The sequence below is a fragment of the Nonomuraea sp. NPDC050783 genome (assembly GCF_040802095.1).
Lineage (GTDB): Bacteria > Actinomycetota > Actinomycetes > Streptosporangiales > Streptosporangiaceae > Nonomuraea.
Window position 1 is genome coordinate 646,613 of record NZ_JBFAHK010000003.1, and the last position, 19,988, is coordinate 666,600.

At 73.8% G+C, this 19,988-nt stretch carries 17 protein-coding genes; 4 read left to right on the forward strand and 13 right to left on the reverse strand.

Annotated elements, in window-relative coordinates:
- The first annotated feature begins 56 nt into the window (after positions 1–56).
- Complete coding sequence (locus tag AB0H75_RS11135; RefSeq protein WP_367794041.1) at positions 57–710, forward strand: DUF305 domain-containing protein; 654 nt, start codon at positions 57–59, stop codon at positions 708–710.
- A complete protein-coding gene (locus AB0H75_RS11140) occupies positions 710–2,122 on the forward strand; it encodes a phytoene desaturase family protein (RefSeq protein ID WP_367794044.1) in 1,413 nt (470 codons plus the stop codon). The genes AB0H75_RS11135 and AB0H75_RS11140 overlap by 1 nt, the downstream gene beginning before the upstream one ends.
- Positions 2,123–2,288: 166 nt before the next feature.
- Here the strand turns inward: AB0H75_RS11140 and AB0H75_RS11145 are convergent, their stop codons facing one another.
- From AB0H75_RS11145 to AB0H75_RS11170, 6 genes are all read right to left on the reverse strand, one after another.
- Entirely contained in the window at positions 2,289–3,341 is a 1,053-nt protein-coding gene (locus AB0H75_RS11145; RefSeq protein ID WP_367794047.1) for a low specificity L-threonine aldolase, read from the reverse strand.
- Positions 3,338–3,967, reverse strand: a complete 630-nt coding sequence (locus AB0H75_RS11150; RefSeq protein ID WP_367794050.1) for an SDR family NAD(P)-dependent oxidoreductase — start codon at positions 3,965–3,967, stop codon at positions 3,338–3,340. Before AB0H75_RS11150 ends, AB0H75_RS11145 begins: the two co-directional genes overlap by 4 nt.
- Positions 3,964–6,036 (reverse strand): DUF6421 family protein, encoded by a 2,073-nt coding sequence (locus AB0H75_RS11155; protein ID WP_367794053.1) that lies wholly within the window; start codon positions 6,034–6,036, stop codon positions 3,964–3,966. Before AB0H75_RS11155 ends, AB0H75_RS11150 begins: the two co-directional genes overlap by 4 nt.
- A 70-nt stretch (positions 6,037–6,106) precedes the next feature.
- Positions 6,107–6,763, reverse strand: a complete 657-nt coding sequence (locus AB0H75_RS11160) for a response regulator (RefSeq protein WP_367794056.1) — start codon at positions 6,761–6,763, stop codon at positions 6,107–6,109.
- Positions 6,764–6,832: 69 nt separating this feature from the next.
- Positions 6,833–8,524 carry a serine/threonine protein kinase gene (locus tag AB0H75_RS11165; protein ID WP_367794237.1) on the reverse strand — a complete coding sequence of 564 codons (1,692 nt, stop codon included), beginning with the start codon at positions 8,522–8,524 and terminating at the stop codon, positions 6,833–6,835.
- Positions 8,524–10,002, reverse strand: coding sequence for a zinc ribbon domain-containing protein (locus tag AB0H75_RS11170; RefSeq protein ID WP_367794058.1), 1,479 nt, complete (start codon positions 10,000–10,002; stop codon positions 8,524–8,526). Before AB0H75_RS11170 ends, AB0H75_RS11165 begins: the two co-directional genes overlap by 1 nt.
- A gap of 106 nt (positions 10,003–10,108) precedes the next feature.
- On the opposite strand from AB0H75_RS11170, the gene AB0H75_RS11175 reads away from it, so the two are divergent.
- Both AB0H75_RS11175 and AB0H75_RS11180 read left to right on the forward strand, forming a co-directional pair.
- On the forward strand, positions 10,109–12,235 hold the full coding sequence (locus tag AB0H75_RS11175; protein ID WP_367794060.1) for a hydantoinase/oxoprolinase family protein: 2,127 nt from the start codon (positions 10,109–10,111) through the stop codon (positions 12,233–12,235).
- Positions 12,232–13,935, forward strand: coding sequence for a hydantoinase B/oxoprolinase family protein (locus AB0H75_RS11180; protein WP_367794063.1), 1,704 nt, complete (start codon positions 12,232–12,234; stop codon positions 13,933–13,935). The genes AB0H75_RS11175 and AB0H75_RS11180 overlap by 4 nt, the downstream gene beginning before the upstream one ends.
- Here AB0H75_RS11180 and AB0H75_RS11185 read toward each other — a convergent pair.
- The 7 genes from AB0H75_RS11185 to AB0H75_RS11215 all read right to left on the reverse strand — a co-directional run bounded on the left by AB0H75_RS11185 (position 13,890) and on the right by AB0H75_RS11215 (position 19,829).
- On the reverse strand, positions 13,890–14,474 hold the full coding sequence (locus AB0H75_RS11185) for a Uma2 family endonuclease (RefSeq protein WP_367794066.1): 585 nt from the start codon (positions 14,472–14,474) through the stop codon (positions 13,890–13,892). The genes AB0H75_RS11180 and AB0H75_RS11185 overlap by 46 nt on opposite strands.
- Positions 14,475–14,644: 170 nt before the next feature.
- Positions 14,645–15,205 (reverse strand): Uma2 family endonuclease, encoded by a 561-nt coding sequence (locus tag AB0H75_RS11190; protein ID WP_367794068.1) that lies wholly within the window; start codon positions 15,203–15,205, stop codon positions 14,645–14,647.
- A gap of 62 nt (positions 15,206–15,267) precedes the next feature.
- A complete protein-coding gene (locus tag AB0H75_RS11195) occupies positions 15,268–15,906 on the reverse strand; it encodes an adenosylcobinamide amidohydrolase (RefSeq protein ID WP_367794070.1) in 639 nt (212 codons plus the stop codon).
- Complete coding sequence (locus tag AB0H75_RS11200; protein WP_367794073.1) at positions 15,903–16,676, reverse strand: ABC transporter ATP-binding protein; 774 nt, start codon at positions 16,674–16,676, stop codon at positions 15,903–15,905. Before AB0H75_RS11200 ends, AB0H75_RS11195 begins: the two co-directional genes overlap by 4 nt.
- Complete coding sequence (locus AB0H75_RS11205) at positions 16,673–17,665, reverse strand: FecCD family ABC transporter permease (RefSeq protein ID WP_367794240.1); 993 nt, start codon at positions 17,663–17,665, stop codon at positions 16,673–16,675. The genes AB0H75_RS11200 and AB0H75_RS11205 overlap by 4 nt, the downstream gene beginning before the upstream one ends.
- A 44-nt stretch (positions 17,666–17,709) precedes the next feature.
- Positions 17,710–18,681 carry an ABC transporter substrate-binding protein gene (locus AB0H75_RS11210; RefSeq protein WP_367794076.1) on the reverse strand — a complete coding sequence of 324 codons (972 nt, stop codon included), beginning with the start codon at positions 18,679–18,681 and terminating at the stop codon, positions 17,710–17,712.
- Between the two features lie 290 nt (positions 18,682–18,971).
- Positions 18,972–19,829 (reverse strand): Gfo/Idh/MocA family protein, encoded by an 858-nt coding sequence (locus AB0H75_RS11215; protein ID WP_367794079.1) that lies wholly within the window; start codon positions 19,827–19,829, stop codon positions 18,972–18,974.
- Positions 19,830–19,988: the final 159 nt, after the last annotated feature.

Here is a 19,988-nt window from a genome sequence, read left to right on the forward strand (position 1 = left end):
GGGGATGTAAGCGCGCAGTCACCGGTCGGCCGGCAGGTGGGTACGCTGGACAGGCCATGGAAAAGTCCCTCAGGAAACCTCTGCTCATCGTCTGCGGCGTGCTGGTGCTCGCCGCGGCGGCCTACCTGGTGTTCGGGCGTTCCGGCACCCCCGGCGACTCCTCGCCCGAGGCCGGGTTCGCCAGGGACATGGCCGCGCACCACGCGCAGGCCGTCGAGATGGCCTTCCTCGTCAGGGACAAGCGGCCCGCCCCGGAGATCTCCAACCTGGCCTACGACATCATCACCACGCAGTCCAACCAGCGGGGCATGTTCCTGGGCTGGCTGCAGCAGTGGGGGCTCGGCCAGGCGACCGACCGGAAGCCGATGGCCTGGATGGGCGGCCACGGGCACGGCGCCGCCACTCCCGGCGTCGCCACCCCGGCGGCCTCGACCGGCGCGATGCCCGGCATGGCCTCCCCCGAGGAGCTGGCCCGGCTCAAGGCGGCCGACGGCACGCAGGCGGAGGTGCTGTTCCTGCAGCTCATGATCCGCCATCATGAGGGCGGGGTGCAGATGGCCGAGGGCCTGCTCGGCCTGTCCACCCGGCCCGAGGTGGTGAGCATGGCGCAGAAGATCGTCCAGGGGCAGAGCGGCGAGATCAAGCTGATGACCGACCTGCTGCGCCAGCGCGGCGCCCAGCCCTACCCCTCGATCCTCGCGCCCCGGTAGTGGCCGACGCCGACGCCGTGGTGGTCGGCTCCGGGCCCAACGGGCTCGTCGCCGCCGTCACGCTGGCCCGCGCCGGCCGCCGGGTGCTGCTGCTGGAGGCGGCCGACCGGTTCGGCGGCGCCCTGCGCTCGGGCGAGCTGACGCTGCCCGGCCGGGTGCACGACTACGGCGCGACGGTCATGGCGCTGGCGCTGGCCTCCCCGGCCTTCCGGGAGCTGGGGCTGAAGGGCGTCGAGTTCGCCCATCCGGCCCTGCCCGCCGCCCACCCGCTGGACGGCCGCCCGGCCGTGCTCCTGCACCGCGACCCCGCCCGCACCGCCGCCGCGCTCGGCCGCGACGCGGGCGCCTGGCTGTCCACCGTGGGCGCGGCCGTGCGGGGCGGGCTGCCGCTGGTGGAGCTGCTGCTCAAGCCGCTCGGGCCGTGGGGCGGCGTGCCGCCGCGGGCGTTCGCGCGGGCGGCCGCGTTCGGGCCGATGGCGGCGCTGCCGGCCACGGCGTTCGCGCGGCTGGCCTTCCGCACCCCCGAGGCGCGGGCGCTGATCGCCGGCATGGCCGCGCACTCCGTCCTCGACCTGCGCTCCCCCATCAGCGCCGGCTACGGCCTGCTGCTGGCGTCCGTGGCCCACCTGGTGGGCTGGCCGCTGGTGCGGGGCGGGTCGCAGGTGCTGGCCGACGCGCTGGTGGCCGAGCTGCGCTCGCTGGGCGGCGAGGCCGTCACCGGGCACCGGGTGCGGCGGCTGGCCGAGGTGTCCGCGCCCGTGGTGGTGCTCGACGTGGCGCCCCGGCAGCTCCTGGCCATGGCCGACCTGCCGCCGGGCTACCGGCGGCGGCTGGCCCGCTTCCGGCACGGGCCGGGGGTGTTCAAGCTGGACTGGGCGCTGGACGGGCCGGTGCCGTGGCGCGATCCGGCGGTGGCCGGGGCGGGCACCGTCCACCTGGGCGGCACGCTGGAGGAGATCGCGCTCAGCGAGGCGGAGACGGCCGCCGGGCGGGTCTCGCCGCGGCCGTACGTGCTGGCGGTGCAGCCGTACGCGGCCGACCCGACGCGCGGCGGGCACACCCTGTGGGCCTACTGCCACGTGCCGAACGGCTCGCGGGCCGACCTGACCGGCGCGGTCGAGGCGCAGATCGAGCGGTTCGCCCCCGGCTTCCGCGAGCGGGTGCTGGCCCGGCACGCGATGGGCCCGGCGGAGCTGGAGGCGTACGATCCCAACCTGGTGGGCGGCGACATCTCGGGCGGGCTGTCCAGCCTCGTCCAGTTCCTGCGCCGCCCGGTGTGGTCGCCGGCGCCGTGGCGCACCCCGCTGCCGGGGGTGTTCCTGTGCTCGTCGTCCACGCCGCCGGGGGCCGGGGTCCACGGCATGGGCGGCTGGCAGGCCGCCCGCCTGGCGCTGAGCGGCCGGCACCGCTGAGGCCGTCGGGCCCGGGCCGCTGAGGCCGTCGGGCCCGGGCCGCTGAGGCCGTCGGGCCCGGGCCGTTGAAGCCGTCGGGCCCGGGCCGTTGAAGCCGTCGGGCCCGGGCCGTTGAAGCCGTCGGGCCCGGGCCGTTGAAGCCGTCGGGCCCGGGCCGCTGAGGCCGTCAGGAGGCGGCCATCTCCTCGGCGACGGCCGCGGCGAAGGCGTCCACGTCGGCCTCGGTGGTGTCGAAGGCGCACATCCAGCGCACCTCGCCCGTGGCCTCGTTCCAGGTGTAGAAGCGGAAGCGCTTCTGCAGGCGCTCGGTCATGTCCGGGGGCAGGATCGCGAAGACGGCGTTGGCCTCGACGGGCCGGGGCAGGACGACGCCCGGGATGCCGCGCACGGCCTCGGCCAGCCGGCGGCCCATGGCGTTGGCCTGGCGGGCGTTGCGCAGCCACAGGTCGCCGGAGAGCAGCGCCTCGAACTGCGCGGACACGAAGCGCATCTTCGACGACAGCTGCATGAACGTCTTGCGGAGGTAGTCGACGCCGCTCGCCGCCTCCGGGTCGAGGACGACGACCGCCTCCCCGTACAGCAGGCCGATCTTGGTGCCGCCGAAGGACAGCACGTCCACCCCGGCGTCCGTGGTGAGCGCCCGCATGGGCACGTCCAGGGCGGCGGCGGCGTTGGTGAGGCGGGAGCCGTCGAGGTGGACCAGCAGCCCCCGCTCGTGGGCGTGCGCGCAGATCGCGGCGATCTCGGCGGGCGTGTAGAGGGTGCCCAGCTCGGTGGTGTTGGAGATGGAGACCACGCGCGGCTGGGCGCGGTGCACGTCGCCGAAGCCCCACGCCTGCCGGTCGATCAGCTCGGGGGTGAGCTTGCCGTCGGGCGTGGGCACGGTCAGGAGCTTGATCCCGGCCGTGACCTCGGGGGCGCCGCCCTCGTCGGTGTTGATGTGGGCGGTCTCGGCGCAGATGACCGCCTCCCAGGGGCGCAGCATGGCGCGCAGGGAGACGACGTTGGCGGCGGTGCCGTTGAAGACGGGCCAGGCCCGCGCCCGCTCGCCGAAGTGCGCGCGGAAGACGTCCTGGAGGGCCTCGGTGTAGACGTCGTCGCCGTAGGCGATCTGGTGGCCGCCGTTGGCGTCGGCGATGGCCTGGAGGATCTCGGGGTGCACGCCGGCGTAGTTGTCGCTGGCGAACGCCTTGAGCTGGGGGTCGTGCCGGGGAATCAAGAAGTGAGGTCCAATCGGGTGCCGTTGAGCTCGGCGGCGGGGCGGTCGTAGAGGCCGCCGATCGCCGCCGCGAGGTCGTTGACGTCGGTGAAGCCCGGGAAGCGGGCCTGGGGTCTCTCGGCGCGCATGGCGTCGTTGACCAGGGCCTTGACGACGAGGACGACGGCCGCGGCGGAGGTGCCGGACAGCGCGTCGGCCAGGGCGAGGGTCCACGCCTCCGCCGCCGCCTTGGCCGCGGCGTAGGCCGCTCCGCCGGCGGACGGCCGCTCGGCGGCCTTGGCCGAGACGATCACGAAGCGGCCGTCGTCGCTGCGGCGCAGCAGCGGCTCGAAGGCCAGCGACACGTGCTGCAGCGTGCGGATCAGCAGGTCGTGCAGGAGGTCCCAGTCGTCGAGCGAGGTCTCGGCGAAGGAGGAGGCGCCGCGCCAGCCGCCGACCAGGTGGACGACGCCGTCGACCCGGCCGTGCTCGCGCTCGACGCGCTCGGCCAGCCGCTGGACGGCGGCGCGGTCGAGCAGGTCGGTGTCGTGCCTGTCGACGGCGATGACGGTGTGGCCGTTCTTGCGGAAGTACGCGGTCACGGCCTGCCCGGCGGGGCCCGCGGCCCCGGTCACCAGAATGATCATGCGCGGAGTCCCTTAGTCGATTCGACCACGTCCGTCAGCTTACGGCGCAGTGCCTCGTAGAACATGCTGAGGGGGAACTCGTCCGGCAGCACCGCGTCCACCTTGGCCTTCTGCTCCTCCGGCAGCGCCGCGACGCCCTTGGCCCAGACGGAGGCCGGGTGCGGGGCCACGTAGGAGGTCACCAGCTCGTAGGCCGCCAGCCAGTGCGCCAGCTTGGAGCGGTCGATGCTGTCGCGGTAGAGCTTGTCCACCTCGCCGCGCAGGTCGGCCACGCCGTCCGCGACGCGCTCCCAGTCGATCGACAGCCGGTTGTCGGTCCACCGGACGACGTCGTTGCGGTGCAGGTAGGCGAACAGGAGCTGGCCGCCGAGCCCGTCGTAGTTGCGTACCCGCTCGCCGCTGATGGGGAAGCGGAACAGCCGGTCGAACAGGATGGCGAGCTGCACGTAGCGGGCGTGCGGCACGCCCTGCTCCTCCAGCTTCACCGCCTCGCCGAAGGCGGTCAGGTCGCAGCGCAGCTCCTCCAGCGCGTACAGCCAGTACGGCATCCGCTGCTTGATCATGAACGGGTCGAACGGCAGGTCGCCGTGGCTGTGCGTGCGGTCGTGGACGAGGTCCCACAACACGAAGGTGTCCTGGGCGAGCCGCTGGGAGGCCAGCAGCCGGGCGGCGTCGGGCGGCAGGTCGAGCCGGAGCGTGCCGGCCGCCGCCGCCGCGACCCGGCGGAACCTGGCGGCCTCGCGGTCGGCGAAGATGCCGCCCCAGGTGAAGCGGGCGGGGGCCTGCCGCACGGCGACGGTCTCGGGGAAGAGCACGGCCGAGTGGGTGTCGTAGCCGGAGGTGAAGTCCTCGAACGCGATCGGCACGAACATCGGGTTGTCGTAGCCGCCGGCCTCCAGCCGGGCCAGCCAGTCCGGCCAGATGGTCCGGATCCAGACGGCCTCCAGGTTGCGGTTGGGGTTGCCGTTCTGGGTGTACATGGGGAAGACGACGAGGTGCTCCAGGCCGTCCACGCGCTGGGTGTCGGGGTGGAACAGGTCGAGCGAGTCGAGGAAGTCGGGGACGCCGAGGCCGCCGTCGGCCCACTTCGCCAGGTCGCGGCGGACGGCCTCCAGGTACGCGGCGTCGTGCGGGAAGTGGGGCGCCAGCTCGCCCACGCAGTCGCCGACACGCTCCACCAGCGCCGTGGCCCGCTCCCTGGCCTCCTCCGGCACGGAGCCGTCCTTGACCTGCAGCGGCCGCAGCTCCTCCACGGCCGCCTTGAGCCGGGCGAACAGCTCGGCCTTGGCGCCGGCGCGGGCGGCGGCCGGCCCGCCGTCCTCGGGGAGGCGGGCGGCCCAGGTGACGAGGTTGCCCCAGAGCCGGCGGTGGTCGTAGTCGTCGATCGAGTCGTCGCCGAACAGGTCGGAGTCGGCGAGCACGACGACCCGGCCCCGCCCGTGCCGCACGGCCACCGCGAGCGGCGCGCCGGCCGGGTCGGCGGTGGCGGAGGTGGTGAACAGCACGGTCGCCTCGCGGTCCGGCTCCACGGTCAGGACGCCGCTGCGGTAGAAGCAGGTCTCCCGGACGCCCGCCAGCAGGCCGTCCTCGGTGGCGCGGGTGGCGCGGACCCAGGTGGCGACGCCGCGGTGCGCGTGCCCGGGGTCGCGGACGGTGGTGTGCGTGATGCCGACGCCGAAGCGGGCGAGCAGGTCGCGCAGGTTGTTGCCGTACTTGTCCTGCTCCTCCTCGGCCAGCACGACGAGCCCGCCGCCGGCGGCCACGTACGCCTCGACGGCGTCCAGCTCCGCGGCGGACAGCACGGGGCTGCCCTGCCCGGTGGTGCGCTCCCACCGCTCCTGCGCCGGGTGCGCGATCACCAGGACGTCCTGGTCGGCCAGGACGTCCTTTTGGAGCGTTCCCGAGGTGTGGACGGTCACCGTGTGCCCGAGGTGGCGCAGCAGGCCGGCGGCTCGCGCGTAGCTGCTGTCGTCGGGGTGGGCGGGGTTGATGGCCTCGGCCACCTCGCGCCGCACGGTCCACGACTCGCTGTGGGCCTCGTCGAACAACACCCGGGGGAACGCTCGCATGAAATATCTCCTGTATCAGACGCCTTATGCCGAAAAATATACACATAAGGCCCCAGGGGTCTTCAAGACCTCAGGCCGCTCCCGGCCGCACCACCCCGGACTCGTACGCGAACACCACCGCCTGCGCCCGGTCGCGCAGGGACAGCTTCATCAGCACCCGCGCCACGTGCGTCTTGACCGTGGCCTCCCCCACGTACAGCTCCCCGGCGATCTCCGCGTTGGTCAGGCCGCGCGCCAGCAGCCGCAGCACCTCCAGCTCGCGCGGCGTCAGCTCCGACAACCTCGGCGAGGGCGTCGGCTCGGCCCGCCCGGCGAACGTCGCGATCACCCGGCTGGTCACCGCCGGATCGAGCAGCGCGTCGCCCGCGTGCACCACCCGGATCGCCTCCAGGAGCTGCTCCGGCGGCGAGACCTTCAGCAGGAAGCCGCTGGTGCCGGCGCGCAGCGCCGCGTAGAGGTTCTCGTCGGTGTCGAACGTGGTCAGCGTGATGACCTTCGGCGGCGCGGGGGTGTCGAGCAGCTCCCTGGCCGCCGACAGGCCGTCCAGCCTGGGCATCGAGATGTCCATGAGGACGATGTCCGGGCGGGTGCGCCGCGCCACGGCGATCGCCTCCCGCCCGTCGGCGGCCTCGCCGACGACTTCCATGCCGGGGTCGCTATCGACGACCATGCGCAACCCGGCCCTGACCATCGCCTGGTCGTCGGCGATGACTATGCGAATGCCCACAGCCGGAGGGTAGACTCCGGGCACATCCCTTGAACACCCAGGCCAAGCCGGACGCAAGTCAGTTCCAAGTCACGACACGTGGATGCTCTGCCGGAAGCGGGCCTGGGTCGCGTCGTCGCAGCTCGCCCTGCCGCAGAAGTACATCACGAGCATGTTCTTGGGCTGCCGCTCGATCACGTAGCTGACGAAGCCCAGCCGCACGCCGCTCGCCTGGTCGAACAACGAGCCGTCGAAGCGGGTGGCCGGCTTGTTGCCCGCCTGGTCCTGCACCGGCTTCTCCAGGTCCACCGAGCCGGGCAGCAGCGCCTCCATCTTGCCCTTCATCTGCTCGGCGTCGCCGGACGGGTCGAGGGTGTCGGAGGTCTGGACGTACACGCCGGCGGCGCTCGCGGGGTCGTCGGCGACGATCTGGGAGATCGCCGACCAGTCGGCGCCCGGCCCGGCGACGAACAACGCCTCGAACTCGGTGGCGTGCGGCGAGGCGACGGTGAACAGGTCGCGGTGGGTGCGCGCGGTCCAGTCGCCGGGGTACTCGAAGGTCAGCGGCGCGGCCTGGCTGGCCTGGTAGCGCGACCAGGTGTCGCCCCGGTGGCTGAAGACGATGAACGCCACCAGCGCCAGCGCGGCGACGGCGGCGACCAGCGTGACGGCCACGATCGGGACGCGGCCCGGGCGCTTGACGCCGGCGGAGGGCCGGGTGGGCGGCGCGGGCGCGAAGGGGCCGGTATGACCGCCGGAGCCCGGATGCGGCCCGGACGGCGGCCCCGCACCGGGCCCTGAGTGCGGGCCCGAGCCCGGCACCGCGCCGGGCCCTGAGTACGGGCCCGAGTGCGGCACCGCGTGCGGGCCCGAGTGCGGGCTCGTGCCGGGGCGCGGCACCAGGTTGCCCGGGACGAGCAGGTCGGCGGGATCGGCCGCCTGGGGCCCGCTGATCGCGTCCCGCAGCGCGGTGACGAACTCCGTGCAGGTGGCGTAGCGCTGCTCGGGCGTCTTGGCCAGCGCCCGCGCCATCACGGCGTCCACCTGCGGCGGCAGCTCGGGCCTGAGGTGCGACAGCGGCACCGGCTGCTCGGCCAGGTGGGCCCAGAGCAGCGCGATGTCGTTCTCCCGCTGGAACGGCAGCCGCGCCGACAGCGCCTCGTAGACCACGCAGGCCAGCGCGTACTGGTCGCAGCGCCCGTCGATGTGCTCCTTGTTGATCTGCTCAGGCGACATGTAGCGGGGCGTGCCGATGAACTGGTCGGTCTGGGTCAGCCCGGAGATCGACGAGCGGTGCTTGGTGATGCCGAAGTCGGTGAGGTAGACGTGGTCGCCGGCCAGCAGGATGTTGGCCGGTTTGACGTCGCGGTGGATGAGGTCGTGGGCGTGGGCGGCGTCGAGCGCGGCGGCCACCTGGGCGAAGATGCGGTTGGCCGGCCCGATCGGCAGCGGCCCGCGGTCGTAGATGAGGCGGCGCAGGTCGAGGCCGTCCACGTAGCGCATGGCGATGTAGAGCACGCCGTCGGCGTCGGCGTTGGCCTCGTAGATCGGGATGATGTTGGGGTGCTCGATGCTGGCGACCGTTCTGGACTCCAGGATGAACCGCTGCCTGAACCGGTCGTCGACGCTGAGCACCGGGTTGAGGATCTTCAACGCCACGCGGCGGCTCAGCCGGGGGTCGAGCGCCAGGTAGACGACGGCCATGCCGCCCTTGCCGACGATGTCCTCGATGTAGTACCCGGCCACCTCCTGGCCGATGAGCGATCGTTCGTTCACGTGCATCACGTCTCGATGGGATGACCGCAGTAGCCGCAGAAGCGATGCGCGGGGCCCAGCCGCATGCCGCACGAGGTGCAGTACTTCATGGGCGCCTCCTGGGCCGTCATCACCTGCTGCTGTTGCTGCGGGACCACTGGGAACGACTGGGAGCGCCGCACGACGACGGTCTGGTTGGCGCCTTCGTCGAGCGGTGGCCCGGCCGCGAGTGGCTGCGGCAGTTCTGTCGGTCTTTCAGGAGCGCGGCGGCGCCACAACAGATACGCCCCGCCGCCGGCGGCCAGGAAGAGGAGCACGGCCGCCGCGATGAACGGCCACAGCGGCCGGGACGTGCCGGGCGTCGTCGCCGCCAGTTGCCTGGTGCCCTGGTCCTCCGGGCCGCCCCGCTTGGCCAGCGAGGTCTTGAGCAGGCTCGCGGCCACCACGTTGCCGGGATACAGCTCCAGCACGCGCTGGAAGCCCGGCGCGGCCTCGGTGTAGTACTTGGTGTGGTAGCGGGTCAGGGCCGCCTCGAAGGCGGTGTCGATGGTCCCCCGGCGGGGCGTCACCTTGGCCTGGGTCAGGACGCCGAGGACCTCCCGGATCCCGAGCATCTTGCCCTCCTTGCCGCCGCCGACGAGCAGGCCGATGACGTGGCCGTCCTTGTCGCCGATGACCGGGGCGCCCACCATGCCCTTGTCGGCCAGGCCGCCCAGCTCGACCGGCTCGTCCTTCTTCTTCTCCGGGTCGGCGAACGGCCGGCCGTTCTGGCCCTGGCCGCCGCCCTGGCCGAGGTGGGCGATGACGACGTTGTGGTGCACGTCCGGGCCGGGGCGGCCGAGGAAGCCCGCGACGTTGGTGGGCGAGCCGACCTGGTCGGGCACCTTGTCGGCGAGCGGCGCGGTCGGCATGCCGACGCCGGTCGCCGGGGTCAGCGGCACCAGCACGGCGGGGTCGTCGGGGTCGGGGCCGGCCTTGATGCACTTGACCTTGTAGCCGTTGGGGCTGGCCGGGGAGACGTTGGGGTAGGCGGTGATGTCGGTGGTGACGTTGATGATGCAGGTGGCGGTGTCGGTCTTGGGCGGGTAGCACTCCTGCAGGTGGTGGTCGAGCAGGTCGTCGGAGAGCTTGTGCTTGTCGTAGTCGGCCGGGATCTTCACCTTGTGGTGCTCGGCGAAGATCCTGTTGGCGGCGTAGACGGCGACGTCGTCGGGGTTCACGGCCAGGCGGCGCAGGCCGACGATGGTGCCGTCGGGGTTGACGACCGTGCCGGTCCCGACCGCGAACGGGATGTCGTAGGACCGCTCCACGTGTTTCAGCTCGCCGACGTGGTCGAGCAGGGTGATCTCCACGTGGGACACGGCTTCCAGCCGTACCACGGCGGGCGTCACCAGGTCGGTGATGCCGCTGGGGTGGTCGTGGGCCGCGACCGGCGTCGCGGGCAGGAACAGTACCGCCGCCAGTGCCGCCGCGATGGCACCGAGAAGAGCTGTGAGGCGTGCCATCTCTCCGCTCCCAACACAAGGACTGGAACCAGCGTCCCAATCACCTGCCGTAAGTCAATAGACCACTTCGTAGACAAGCGCTTGTTAGGGGGCGTAGCGTACCCGGGTGGCCTACGCGATCGGCGTCGATGTCGGCGGCACCTTCACCGATGTGGTCCTCCGTGATACGTCCGGCGCGATAGCCGTGGCCAAGTGCTTGAGTACCCACTACGACCCCATCGCGGGAATCGTGGCGGGCGTTACGCGCGCGCTCGGCGGGCGGGACCCCGCGCAGGTCACCCGGGTCGTCCACGCCACGACGCTGGCCACCAACGCGGTGCTGGAACGTACCGGGGCGCGGGTCGCCTACGTCACCACCGCCGGCTTCCGCGACGTCGTCCCGCTCGGCCGCTACGCCCGCGTCGAGGAGGACCGCTACGACCTGCGCTTCACCCCGCCCCCTCCCCCGGTCGCGCCCGAGGACTGCTTCGAGGTGACCGAGCGCGTCTCGGCGCGCGGCGAGGTGCTGACACCGCTGGACCCCGGCTCGGTGCGCCGGGTGGCCGACGGGATCGCCCGGCGCGGCATCACCTCGGCCGCCGTGTGCCTGCTGCACTCCTACGCCAACCCGGCGCACGAACGGCGGGTCGCGGCGATCCTGCGCCGGACGGTGCCGGCGGTGGTGACCTCCTCGGAGGTGTGGCCGGAGATCCGCGAGTACGAGCGCGCCACCACCACCATCATGTCCGCCTACATCGGCCCGCTGATGGCCTCCTACCTGTCGCGGCTGCGCGAGCGGCTGGCCGAGCTGGGGATCCGCGCCCCCGTCCACGTCATGGAGTCGGGCGGCGGGGTGATCTCTGCCGAGCTGGCCGCGCGGCGGGCGGTGGCCACGATCGAGTCGGGGCCGGCGGCGGGGGTGCTGGCGGCGGCCGGGGCCGGGTTCGCGGAGGCGATCTCGTTCGACATGGGCGGCACCACCGCCAAGGCGTGCGTGGTGCGCGGCGGGCGGCCGGAGATCACGCACGAGTTCCACGTGGGCGGCAAGGGCAGCTTCGGCGGGCGGCGGGCGGGCACCGGCGTGCCGATCAAGACCCCGGCCATCGACCTGGCGGAGGTGGGGGCCGGCGGCGGCAGCGTGGCCTGGATCGACGCCGCGGGCGCGCTGCGCGTGGGGCCGCGCTCGGCCGGGTCCTCCCCCGGGCCCGCCTGCTACGGCCTCGGCGGCTCGGAGCCCACCGTCACCGACGCCAACCTGGTGCTCGGCTACCTGTCCTCCGCCTCGATCCCGCTGACGCCGGCGCTGGCGGGCCAGGCCCTGGACCGGCTCGCCGGGCCGCTGGGCGTCACCCGGGAGGCGGCGGCCTGCGCCGTCCACGAGATCGTCAGCGCCGCCATGGCGTCCGCCGTGCACGTCGTCACGGTGCAGCGCGGCATCGACCCGCGCGGGTTCGCCCTGGTGGCCTTCGGCGGGGCGGGGCCCATGCACGCGGCGCGCGTGGCCGAGCGGTTCGGGATCGGGACCGTGGTGGTGCCGGCGCACTGCGGGGTGGCCTCGGCCGCGGGGCTGCTGGCCGGGGAGCTGTCCACCGACCGGGTCCGGTCCCGGCTGGACGCGGGCGACCCCGAGCCGATCTTCGCCGAGCTGGCGGCCGAGGCGGCGGCGGACCTGGGGGTGTCGCCGTCCGACCCGGGGGTGCGGGTGGAGCGCTCGGTGGACGCCCGCTTCCGCGGGCAGTCCCACGACCTGACGGTGGCGTGGTCGCCGTCGCGCGAGGTGCTCGCCGAGCGGTTCGCCGGACGGTACCGGCAGGTGTACGGCATCGCGCAGCGGGGCGAGATCGAGCTGGTCGGCTACCGCGTCCGCGTCACGGCCCCCACCGGCCCCGGCACCACCGGGCCCGGCCTCACCGGGCCCGCCCTCACCGGCCCCGGCACCACCAGGCCCGCCCCCATCGGCGCCATCCCCACCGGCGCCGCCCCTCCGCGGCCGGGCCCACCACAACCGGGCCCACCACAACCGGGCCCACCCCCCTCGTCCGGCGGGGGTGGGCGGCGGCGGGCGTACTTCGCCGAGTGCGGCGGCTACGTCGAGGTGCCCGTCCACGTCCGCGACGGCATGCCGGGCCGCCGCCTGCCCGGCCCGGCGATCATCGAGGACCCCGGGTCCACGATCGTGGTCCCGCCCGGCTGGGCCGCCGCCCTCGTCGTCGGCTCCGGCGCCGTCCACCTCACCCGCGCGAGCGCCCCGTGAGCGACGCCCTGACCGCTGAGGTGCTGCGCAACGCCCTGGTCGTGGCCGCCGAGGAGGCCGGCATCGTGGTGGTGCGCTCGGCGTACTCGACGTTCATCGTGGAGGGCTCCGACGCCTCGGCCGCCGTCCTGGACGCCCGCGGCCGCCTCATCGCCCAGTCCATGGCCACCACGCTCATGAACAGCATGGCGCTGCGTACCGCCCTGCCCGAGCTGCTCGCCGACCACCCCCCGGACACCATGCGGCCGGGCGAGGTGTACGCGCTCAACGACGCCTACCGGGGCGGCGTCCACACCAACGACCTGCTGGTCTACCGCCCGGTCTTCGTCGCGGGCGCCCCGGCGTACTTCACCGCCACCATGATCCACGTCTCCGACCTGGGCGGCCTGTCGGCGGGCGGGATGGCCCCGCTGGCCACGGACATCTTCCTGGAGGGCCTGCAGCTCCCGCCGGTCCGCCTGGCCACCGCCGGCGGCCTCGACCCGGCCCTGGAGGCCGTCCTGCGCGCCAACAGCCGTACCCCGGACAAGGTGATGGGGGACGTGCGCGCGCTCGTGGCCGGCACGGCGGTGGCCGCCGCCCGCCTGGAGTCCCTGCTGGCCGAGTACGGCGCCGAGGGCCTGGCGGCGGGCGTCGAGGACTACCTGGACTACACCGAGGCCAGGACCCGCGCCTCCCTGGCCGAGCTGCCCCCGGGCCGGTTCACCGCCGCCTACCCGATCGACGACGACGGCCTGCATCCTGGCGAGTCCCACGACGTCCGCGTCGCCGTCGTCCTCGAACCCGGCCGCCGGGCCGTCCTGGACTTCGCCGGCACCGCCCCCCAGGTCCCGGCGGCGATCAATGCCTCGGCCTCCCAGTCCCTGGCCGCCGCCGTCTTCGCGATCCGCTGCTTCCTGGACCCGACGATCCCCATGAACGACGGCTGCCTGCGCGCCGTCGAGGTCCGCCTGCCCGAGGGCTCCCTGCTGAACGCCCGCTCGCCGTACCCGTGCGGCGGCCGGTACGTGCCGATCTACGCCGCGATGGAGGCCGTCTTCCAGGCGATGTCGGACGCGGTGCCCGAGCGCGCGATCGCGGCCAGCGGCATCCTGCAGCCGTTCTCGATCGCCGCGGTGGGGGCGCCGTACTGGATCCACCTGTCCTACGACTTCGGCGGGGTGGGCGCGCGGCGCGGGCTGGACGGCCCGGACGCGACGGGCGTGCACTTCGGCGTCGGCCGCAACTCGGTGCCGCAGGCGGAGCCGGTGGAGAGCCGCTGTCCGCTCGTCGTGGAGTCGATCGCCACGATCCCGGACTCGGGCGGGCCGGGCCGCTGGCGGGGCGGGCTGGGCACGCGCACGGTCTACCGCTTCCTGGCCGACTGCCACGTCACGACCCGCGGCGACCGCCTGCGCCTGCCGCCCCCGGGCCGCGACGGCGGCCTGCCGGGCCGCGTCGGCGGCTTCTTCAGGCGGCACCGGGACGGGCGGCTGGAACAGCTCGCGTCCAAGGTCAACAACGTGCGGTTCGCGGCCGGGGAAGCGTTCGTCGTCGCGACCACGGGCGGCGGCGGCCTCGGCCCCCCGTCCGAACGGGACCGCGCGGCCGTCCTGGCCGACCTGGCGGCCGGCCGGATCACGGAACGGGGCGCGGCCGAGGACTACGGGGTCGGTCAGTCGTCGTCGACCAGATCGGCGGGATCGAGGGTGACGGGGTAGGGAGCCGACAAGGTGACGGTGGTGCCAGGCTTGTGCGCGACCGGGCCGCGGTAGGTGTCGCCGTCGAGCTCGTAGACGTAGAGCGTCGGCCCTTCGCCCGGCTCGACGCGCCAGTAGAGAGGGATGCCCGCCGCCGCGTACGCCGCCGCCTTGGTCCCCCTGTCATGCGTCTTGGTGCTGGGGCTGACCACCTCCACCACCAGCGCGACGTCGCTGGGCGCCAGCATGAGCCGCACGGACCGGGCCACGGCTCTGGGCACCACGACGAGATCGGGAATGTAGAGATCCTTCTCGGATGGCCGCACATTGACCGTCGTGAACACTTTGTAGTCGTGCGGCGCGGCCTGGTGCAGGATCATCTGCAGCAGGAAGATCGTGTCCTGGTGAGGCAGGCTGGGGGCAGGGCTCACTACCAGACTCCCGTTGAAAAGCTCGTAGCGGTTCCCGTCGTCGGGGAACTTGAGCAGGTCGTCGACCGTGAACGGTGGCGCACCCGGGAGAACCGTGCGCCTCGTGCCGGTCGGTTCGATCGTCGCCATTGCGGTCACCCACTCAGTATCGCGAGCCTCGCCCTCGCCCACATGCTACTTCCCCGAATCCCGTCACCTTCAGTGACGCGTCGGACACTGCCTGGCATGCGGGGAGCCGCCACATGGACGACGCGGCGCGCGGCCCAGGACGGCGCGGCCCAGGACGACGCGGCCGAGAACTATGGGGTCTGACGTCGTGGTCGCAGGAGGTCGGCGGGGTCGAAGGTCACGGGGAAGGGTGCCGACAGGGTGACGTCGGCGCCCGCCTTGTGGACCGTGGGGCCCTCGTAGGAGCGGCCGTCCAGCTCGTAGACGTAGAGCGACGGCCCCTCGTCCGGCTCGATGCGCCAGTAGCGCAGGATGCCCGCCTCGGCGTAGGCCGCCAGCTTGGTCGACCGGTCCTGGGTCCTGCTGCCGGGACTGACCACCTCGACCGCCAGCAGCAGGTCGCGGGGCGAGTACACGAGGTCCACCGCCTCGGACACCTGCTCGGGCACCACGACGAGGTCGGGGATGTAGAGGTCCTCGGCGCTCGGGCTGACGTTGACGGTGGTCAGGCACTCCAGCTCGGGCGGCCTGGCGGCCTCCAGGATGACGAGCAGGCGGCTGATCACGCGCTGGTGCCGTGGCGTGGGGGCGGGAACCGCCACCGGGCTCCCGTTGAAAAGCTCGTGGCGATCGCCGTCGCCGGGGAACCTGAGCAGGTCGGCGACCGTGCCGGTCGGTTCGATCGTCGCCATTGCGGTCACCCACTCAGTATCGCGAGCCTCGCCCTCGCCCACATGCTACTTCCCGAATCCCGTCACCTCGGGTGACGAACTCGCCACGCCTCGGCGCCGCGCCGGACCGCCGCGTGGACGGCGCGGGCCGCCCGCGCGCCCCACTCCGAGCGGGGCCCGCCGAACAGCTCCGGCGGCCCGTCCGCGCGTACGGCCACGCACACCGCGTCCGAGGCGGTGCCCGTGCCCGCGTAGCCGGTCTCGACCAGGGCCTGGGTCTTCGCCTCCGTCACGGTCATCACCAGGTTGACCAGGGCGGCGTCGGTCACGGCGACCGGCAGGGCGGTCACGATGTTGACGGTGCCGACCCGGATCGGGGCCAGCTCGGGGTCGGTGGCGCCCTCGGGGGCCGCGGCCCAGGTCGGGACGCGCAGGCCCACGGTGGCCCAGGCGTCCACGCCGCCGTCGCGGGCGTGGACGTAGCGGTCCACGGAGGCGGCGGTCATCATGCCGACGCCGTCGCCGCCTGGCCCCAGCGAGCGCAGGTGCTCCACCGGGTCCATGCGCGCGTACCCGGCGACGACCTGGGCGTTCAGCACCCACGCGCGCTCCCCGACGCCGCCGCCGAGGACGGCGGAGGAGATCATCCGCCAACCCGGCCCGAACTCCCACAGCAGCGCGCCGAGCCGCTCGCCCTCCTCCGTCCGGTACGTCAGCTTCATGACCCGCCCCTCACCAGGTGCACGACCGGCCGCCCGTCCGGCCCTGGCTCGATCTTGACATGGGCGCCGAAGTGCCGGCCCACCAGTTCCTCGGTCAGCACCTGGGCGGGCTTGCCGGAGGCGGCCGCGTGCCCGCCGGCCAGCAGGAGCAGCGCGTCGGCGTACAGGCCGGCCACGGTCAGGTCGTGCAGGGTGGTCACGACGGTCAGGCCGTCGGCGCGCCGCAGCCGGTCCACCAGCTCCAGCACCTGCTGCTGGTGCCCGAGGTCGAGCGCGGTGGTCGGCTCGTCGAGCAGCAGCACGGGCGCCTGCTGGGCGAGCGCCCTGGCCAGCACCACCCGCTGCCGCTCCCCGCCGGACAGCTCCCCCACGCGCCGCGCGGCCAGCTCCGTCAGGTCGAGCCGGGCCAGCACGGACGCGGTGACCTCGCGGTCGTGGCCGCTCTCGCGTCCCAGGTAGGGGATGTACGGCGTCCGCCCCAGCAGCGCGTAGTCGAAGACCGACATGTCGGGCGGCAGCGCGGGCGTCTGCGGCGCGTAGGCCACCAGCCGGGCCCGCGCCCGCGGCTTGAGCCCGGCGGCCGGCCGCCCGTCCAGGACGACCTCGCCCCGGTGCGCGACCAGCCCCATGACGGCCTTGAGCAGGGTGGACTTGCCGGCCCCGTTCGGCCCGATGATCGCCAGCCACTCGCCCTGGCGCACGGTCAGCCCGACGTCGCGGACCACGTCCCGCTCGCCGAGCCGCACGGTCAGCCCCCGCGTCTCGATCACGTGGCCGCCCGCCGGGTCATCCGCAGCACCGCCACGAAGAACGGCGCCCCCACGAACATCGTCACCACGCCGATCGGCAGCTCCGCCGGGGCGAGGACGGTACGGGCGATGAGGTCGGCCAGCACCAGGAACGCCGCGCCGCCGATGAGCGACAGCGGCAGCACGATCCGGTACGAGCCGCCCGCCAGCCGCCGCACCACGTGCGGCACGACGATGCCGACGAACCCGATCAGCCCGCTCACCGCCACGGCCGCCGCGGTGGCCAGCGAGGCCGCCAGCAGCACGACCAGGCGTACCCGGGCGGCGCGCACGCCGAGGCTGACGGCCTCCTCGTCGCCGACGGACAGCACGTCCAGCATGCGCCCGTGCATCAGGAGCAGCGCGGCGGCGACGGCCGCGTACGGCAGCACCAGCCAGAGCTGGTCCCACCCGCCGCCGACGTCACCGAGGATCCACGAGTAGATGCGCTGGAGCTCCTCGACCTTGAACTGCTGCACGAACGTCTGGACCGCGGTCAGGAACGAGGTCACCGCCACGCCGGCCAGCACCAGCGTGGCCGTGCCGCCGGCGCGCCCGGCCGTGTTGCCGAGCGCGTACGCCAGCAGCACCCCGCCCACGGCCCCGGCGAACGCCGCGACCGGAATGCTCCCGGCCACGGCCGGCAGCGCGACGATGGCCACCGTGGCCGCCAGGCCCGCCCCGGCCGCCGCGCCCAGCAGGTACGGGTCCGCGAGCGGGTTGCGGAACACCCCCTGGTAGCCGGCGCCGGCCATCGCCAGCAGCCCGCCCACCACGGCGGCGACCAGCACGCGGGGCAGCCGCAGCTCGTACAGCAGCCCCTGCTCGACCGGCGCGAGCCCCGAGTCGACGTGGACGAGCGGCAGCCAGTCCACGGCCTGGAGCACCACCTGCCAGGGCGACATCCCAGCGGCCCCGCCGAGCAGCCCGGCGATCATGGAGACGGCCAGCACGCCGAGGGCGCCCGCCATCCACAGGGGTCTGGCCCTGGACGGGCCGGCCTGCCTCGTCACGCTCAGCTCGCGCCGGCCTTGGCCACGGCGGCGCCGATGGTCTCGGCGAGGTCCACGATGCGCGGCCCCCACCGGGAGGCGATGTCGTCGTCGAGCTCGACGACCCGGTCGTTCTTGACCGCCGACAGGTTCGCCCAGCCGGGCCGCTTGGCCAGGGCCTCCTTGTTCTGCCCGCAGCACTTGACGTCGGCCAGGAAGATCAGGTCGGGGTCGGCCTGGGCCACGAACTCGGCCGACAGCTTGGGGTAGCCGCCCGCCGCCTTGGGCGCCTGGTCGGCGACGTTGGTGAGGCCGAACAGGGCGTACACCTGGCCGATGAACGTCTGGGACGTGGCGGCGTACGGCGTCTGGTCGAGCTCGTGGTAGTAGGTGAGCTTCTTGTCCTTGGGCGCCTCGGCGGCCAGCTTGTCCATGGTCGTCCTCATGCCGGTGACGACCTCGTCGGCCTTGGCCTTGTTGCCGGTGGCCGCGCCCAGCTCGGCGATCTCCTCGTACGCCTCGTCGAGGGTCTTGGCGGCCGGCTCCAGCAGCACGGGCACGCCGACCTTGCCCAGCTCGGCGACGACCTTGTCCAGGTCGTCGGAGACGATGACGAGGTCGGGCTTCTTGGCGACGATGGCCTCGACGTTCGGCTTGAAGCCGGACAGGTCGGTCTTGGGGGCCTCGGCGGGGTGGTTCGACTGGTTGTCCACGGCGACGACCTGGGGGCCGGCGCCGATGGCGAACAGCGTCTCGGTGTGGGTGGCCGAGAGGGAGACGATGCGCTCGGGTTTCTTGGCGATGGTGACCCGGCCGTTGCCCGCCTCGACGGTGACCGGGAAGCCCTCCCCTGAGGAGGAGGCGGCGGGGGCGGAGGTGGCGGGGGCGGACGTGGCGGGGGCGGACGTGGCGGGGGTGCCGCCGGTCTGGCCGCATCCGGCCAGCACCAGCGTTCCCAGCAGCGCGCCCGCGAAGGCCGTGCGTACGGGCCTCACGAGAGATCCTTTCACACTGTCGGAACCGAGAGACCCGCGTAGAAGCGACGGATCACCCTTTTCCACGAGGGTTGATGGCGTCAGCGCAGAGGCAGGCGACCTGGCTGTGACAGTTGCGGGACAGCGCCGGACTCGCACCGGACTTCGCTGCGCCCTGCGCATCGGACAAACGCTATCAATCCCCCGGACGACCTCCGCGTCAAGGGAGGGCACCGGCGCCCTCGGGACAGCCCGCCCTCACGCCGGAGGAGGCCGGCAGCGCCCTGACGCGCCGGGGGAAGAGGCCGGGGTCACTCCTTGAGCTGGGCCTCCGCGGTGGTGATGATCCGCTGGAGGCGCAGGCCGTGGGCGGCGTCGAGCGGGTGGCCGCCGTCGGCCCTGACCGTCCTGGCGAACTCCTCGGCGACGGCGTCCAGGGGGTCGTCGTCGAAGGGCAGCAGGACGGCGTTGCCGGTGCGGCCGTACACGGCGAACGTGGCGGGCGGCAGGTCGCCGACGGCCGCCATGCACAGCGACGCCTCCGAGACCGCGCCGCCCTCGTGCTCCAGCAGCAGCCCCACCCAGCCGAACGGATCGCCGTGCGCGCGCACCCCGCTCACCGGGCCGAGCGCCGCGTCCAGCAGGTCGATCACGTGCGGGCCGACGTCGAGCAGCGCGCCGCGCTCCAGCCGCCAGGGGGTGGCGAAGGGATGGTCGCCGAGCAGGGCGCCGGAGATGTTGGCGGCGTGGCCGCCGAACGGCTGGATCTCGCCGCACCTGGCCAGGAACGTCCTGGTCTGTACGGCATAGCGCAGGGTCAGCACCATCTGGCTGGCCACGCCCGCCTCGGCCACGGCGTCGGCCAGCCGGCGCGCGCCGTCGAGCGAGTCGGCCAGCGGCTTCTCCAGCAGCAGCGCCTTGCCCGCGCGGGCGGCCAGGACGCCCAGCTCGGCCTGGACGGCGGGCGGCACGCAGAACGCCACCGCCTCGCAGTGGTCGAACAGCTCCTCGACGCGCTCGTACACCGGGGCGCCCAGCTCGGCCGCCGCCTCGGGGCGCCGGGCCCAGACGCCCGCGAGGCGCGTGTGCGGGCCCTTGGCCAGCATGGGCGCGTGCGCCATCCGCGCCCACGGCCCCGCACCCACCAGCCCGACCGCCACCGGCTCCATGAAACCTCCCACATCCCTACTAAAGTCACCTCACTGCCCATACCTCCCACATCTGGACGCATGCACGCCTGCACGGGGGACGGATTTTCCGGACGAGGAGGGACGGGAGGGGAGGGACGGGAGGGGAGCCGGCGCGGCACACCCGCGCGGGTGCTCGCC

Bases quoted from the DNA above. Each gene is read 5' to 3' on its own strand.
- AB0H75_RS11150 (WP_367794050.1), bottom strand. From the start codon at position 3,967: ATGATCATTCTGGTGACCGGGGCCGCGGGCCCCGCCGGGCAGGCCGTG.
- AB0H75_RS11170 (WP_367794058.1), bottom strand. From the start codon at position 10,002: ATGGCACGCCTCACAGCTCTTCTCGGTGCCATCGCGGCGGCACTGGCG.
- AB0H75_RS11165 (WP_367794237.1), bottom strand. From the start codon at position 8,524: ATGCACGTGAACGAACGATCGCTCATCGGCCAGGAGGTGGCCGGGTAC.
- AB0H75_RS11185 (WP_367794066.1), bottom strand. From the start codon at position 14,474: ATGGCGACGATCGAACCGACCGGCACGAGGCGCACGGTTCTCCCGGGT.
- AB0H75_RS11205 (WP_367794240.1), bottom strand. From the start codon at position 17,665: ATGGCGGGCGCCCTCGGCGTGCTGGCCGTCTCCATGATCGCCGGGCTG.
- AB0H75_RS11135 (WP_367794041.1), top strand. From the start codon at position 57: ATGGAAAAGTCCCTCAGGAAACCTCTGCTCATCGTCTGCGGCGTGCTG.
- AB0H75_RS11155 (WP_367794053.1), bottom strand. From the start codon at position 6,036: ATGCGAGCGTTCCCCCGGGTGTTGTTCGACGAGGCCCACAGCGAGTCG.
- AB0H75_RS11195 (WP_367794070.1), bottom strand. From the start codon at position 15,906: ATGAAGCTGACGTACCGGACGGAGGAGGGCGAGCGGCTCGGCGCGCTG.
- AB0H75_RS11215 (WP_367794079.1), bottom strand. From the start codon at position 19,829: ATGGAGCCGGTGGCGGTCGGGCTGGTGGGTGCGGGGCCGTGGGCGCGG.
- AB0H75_RS11190 (WP_367794068.1), bottom strand. From the start codon at position 15,205: ATGGCGACGATCGAACCGACCGGCACGGTCGCCGACCTGCTCAGGTTC.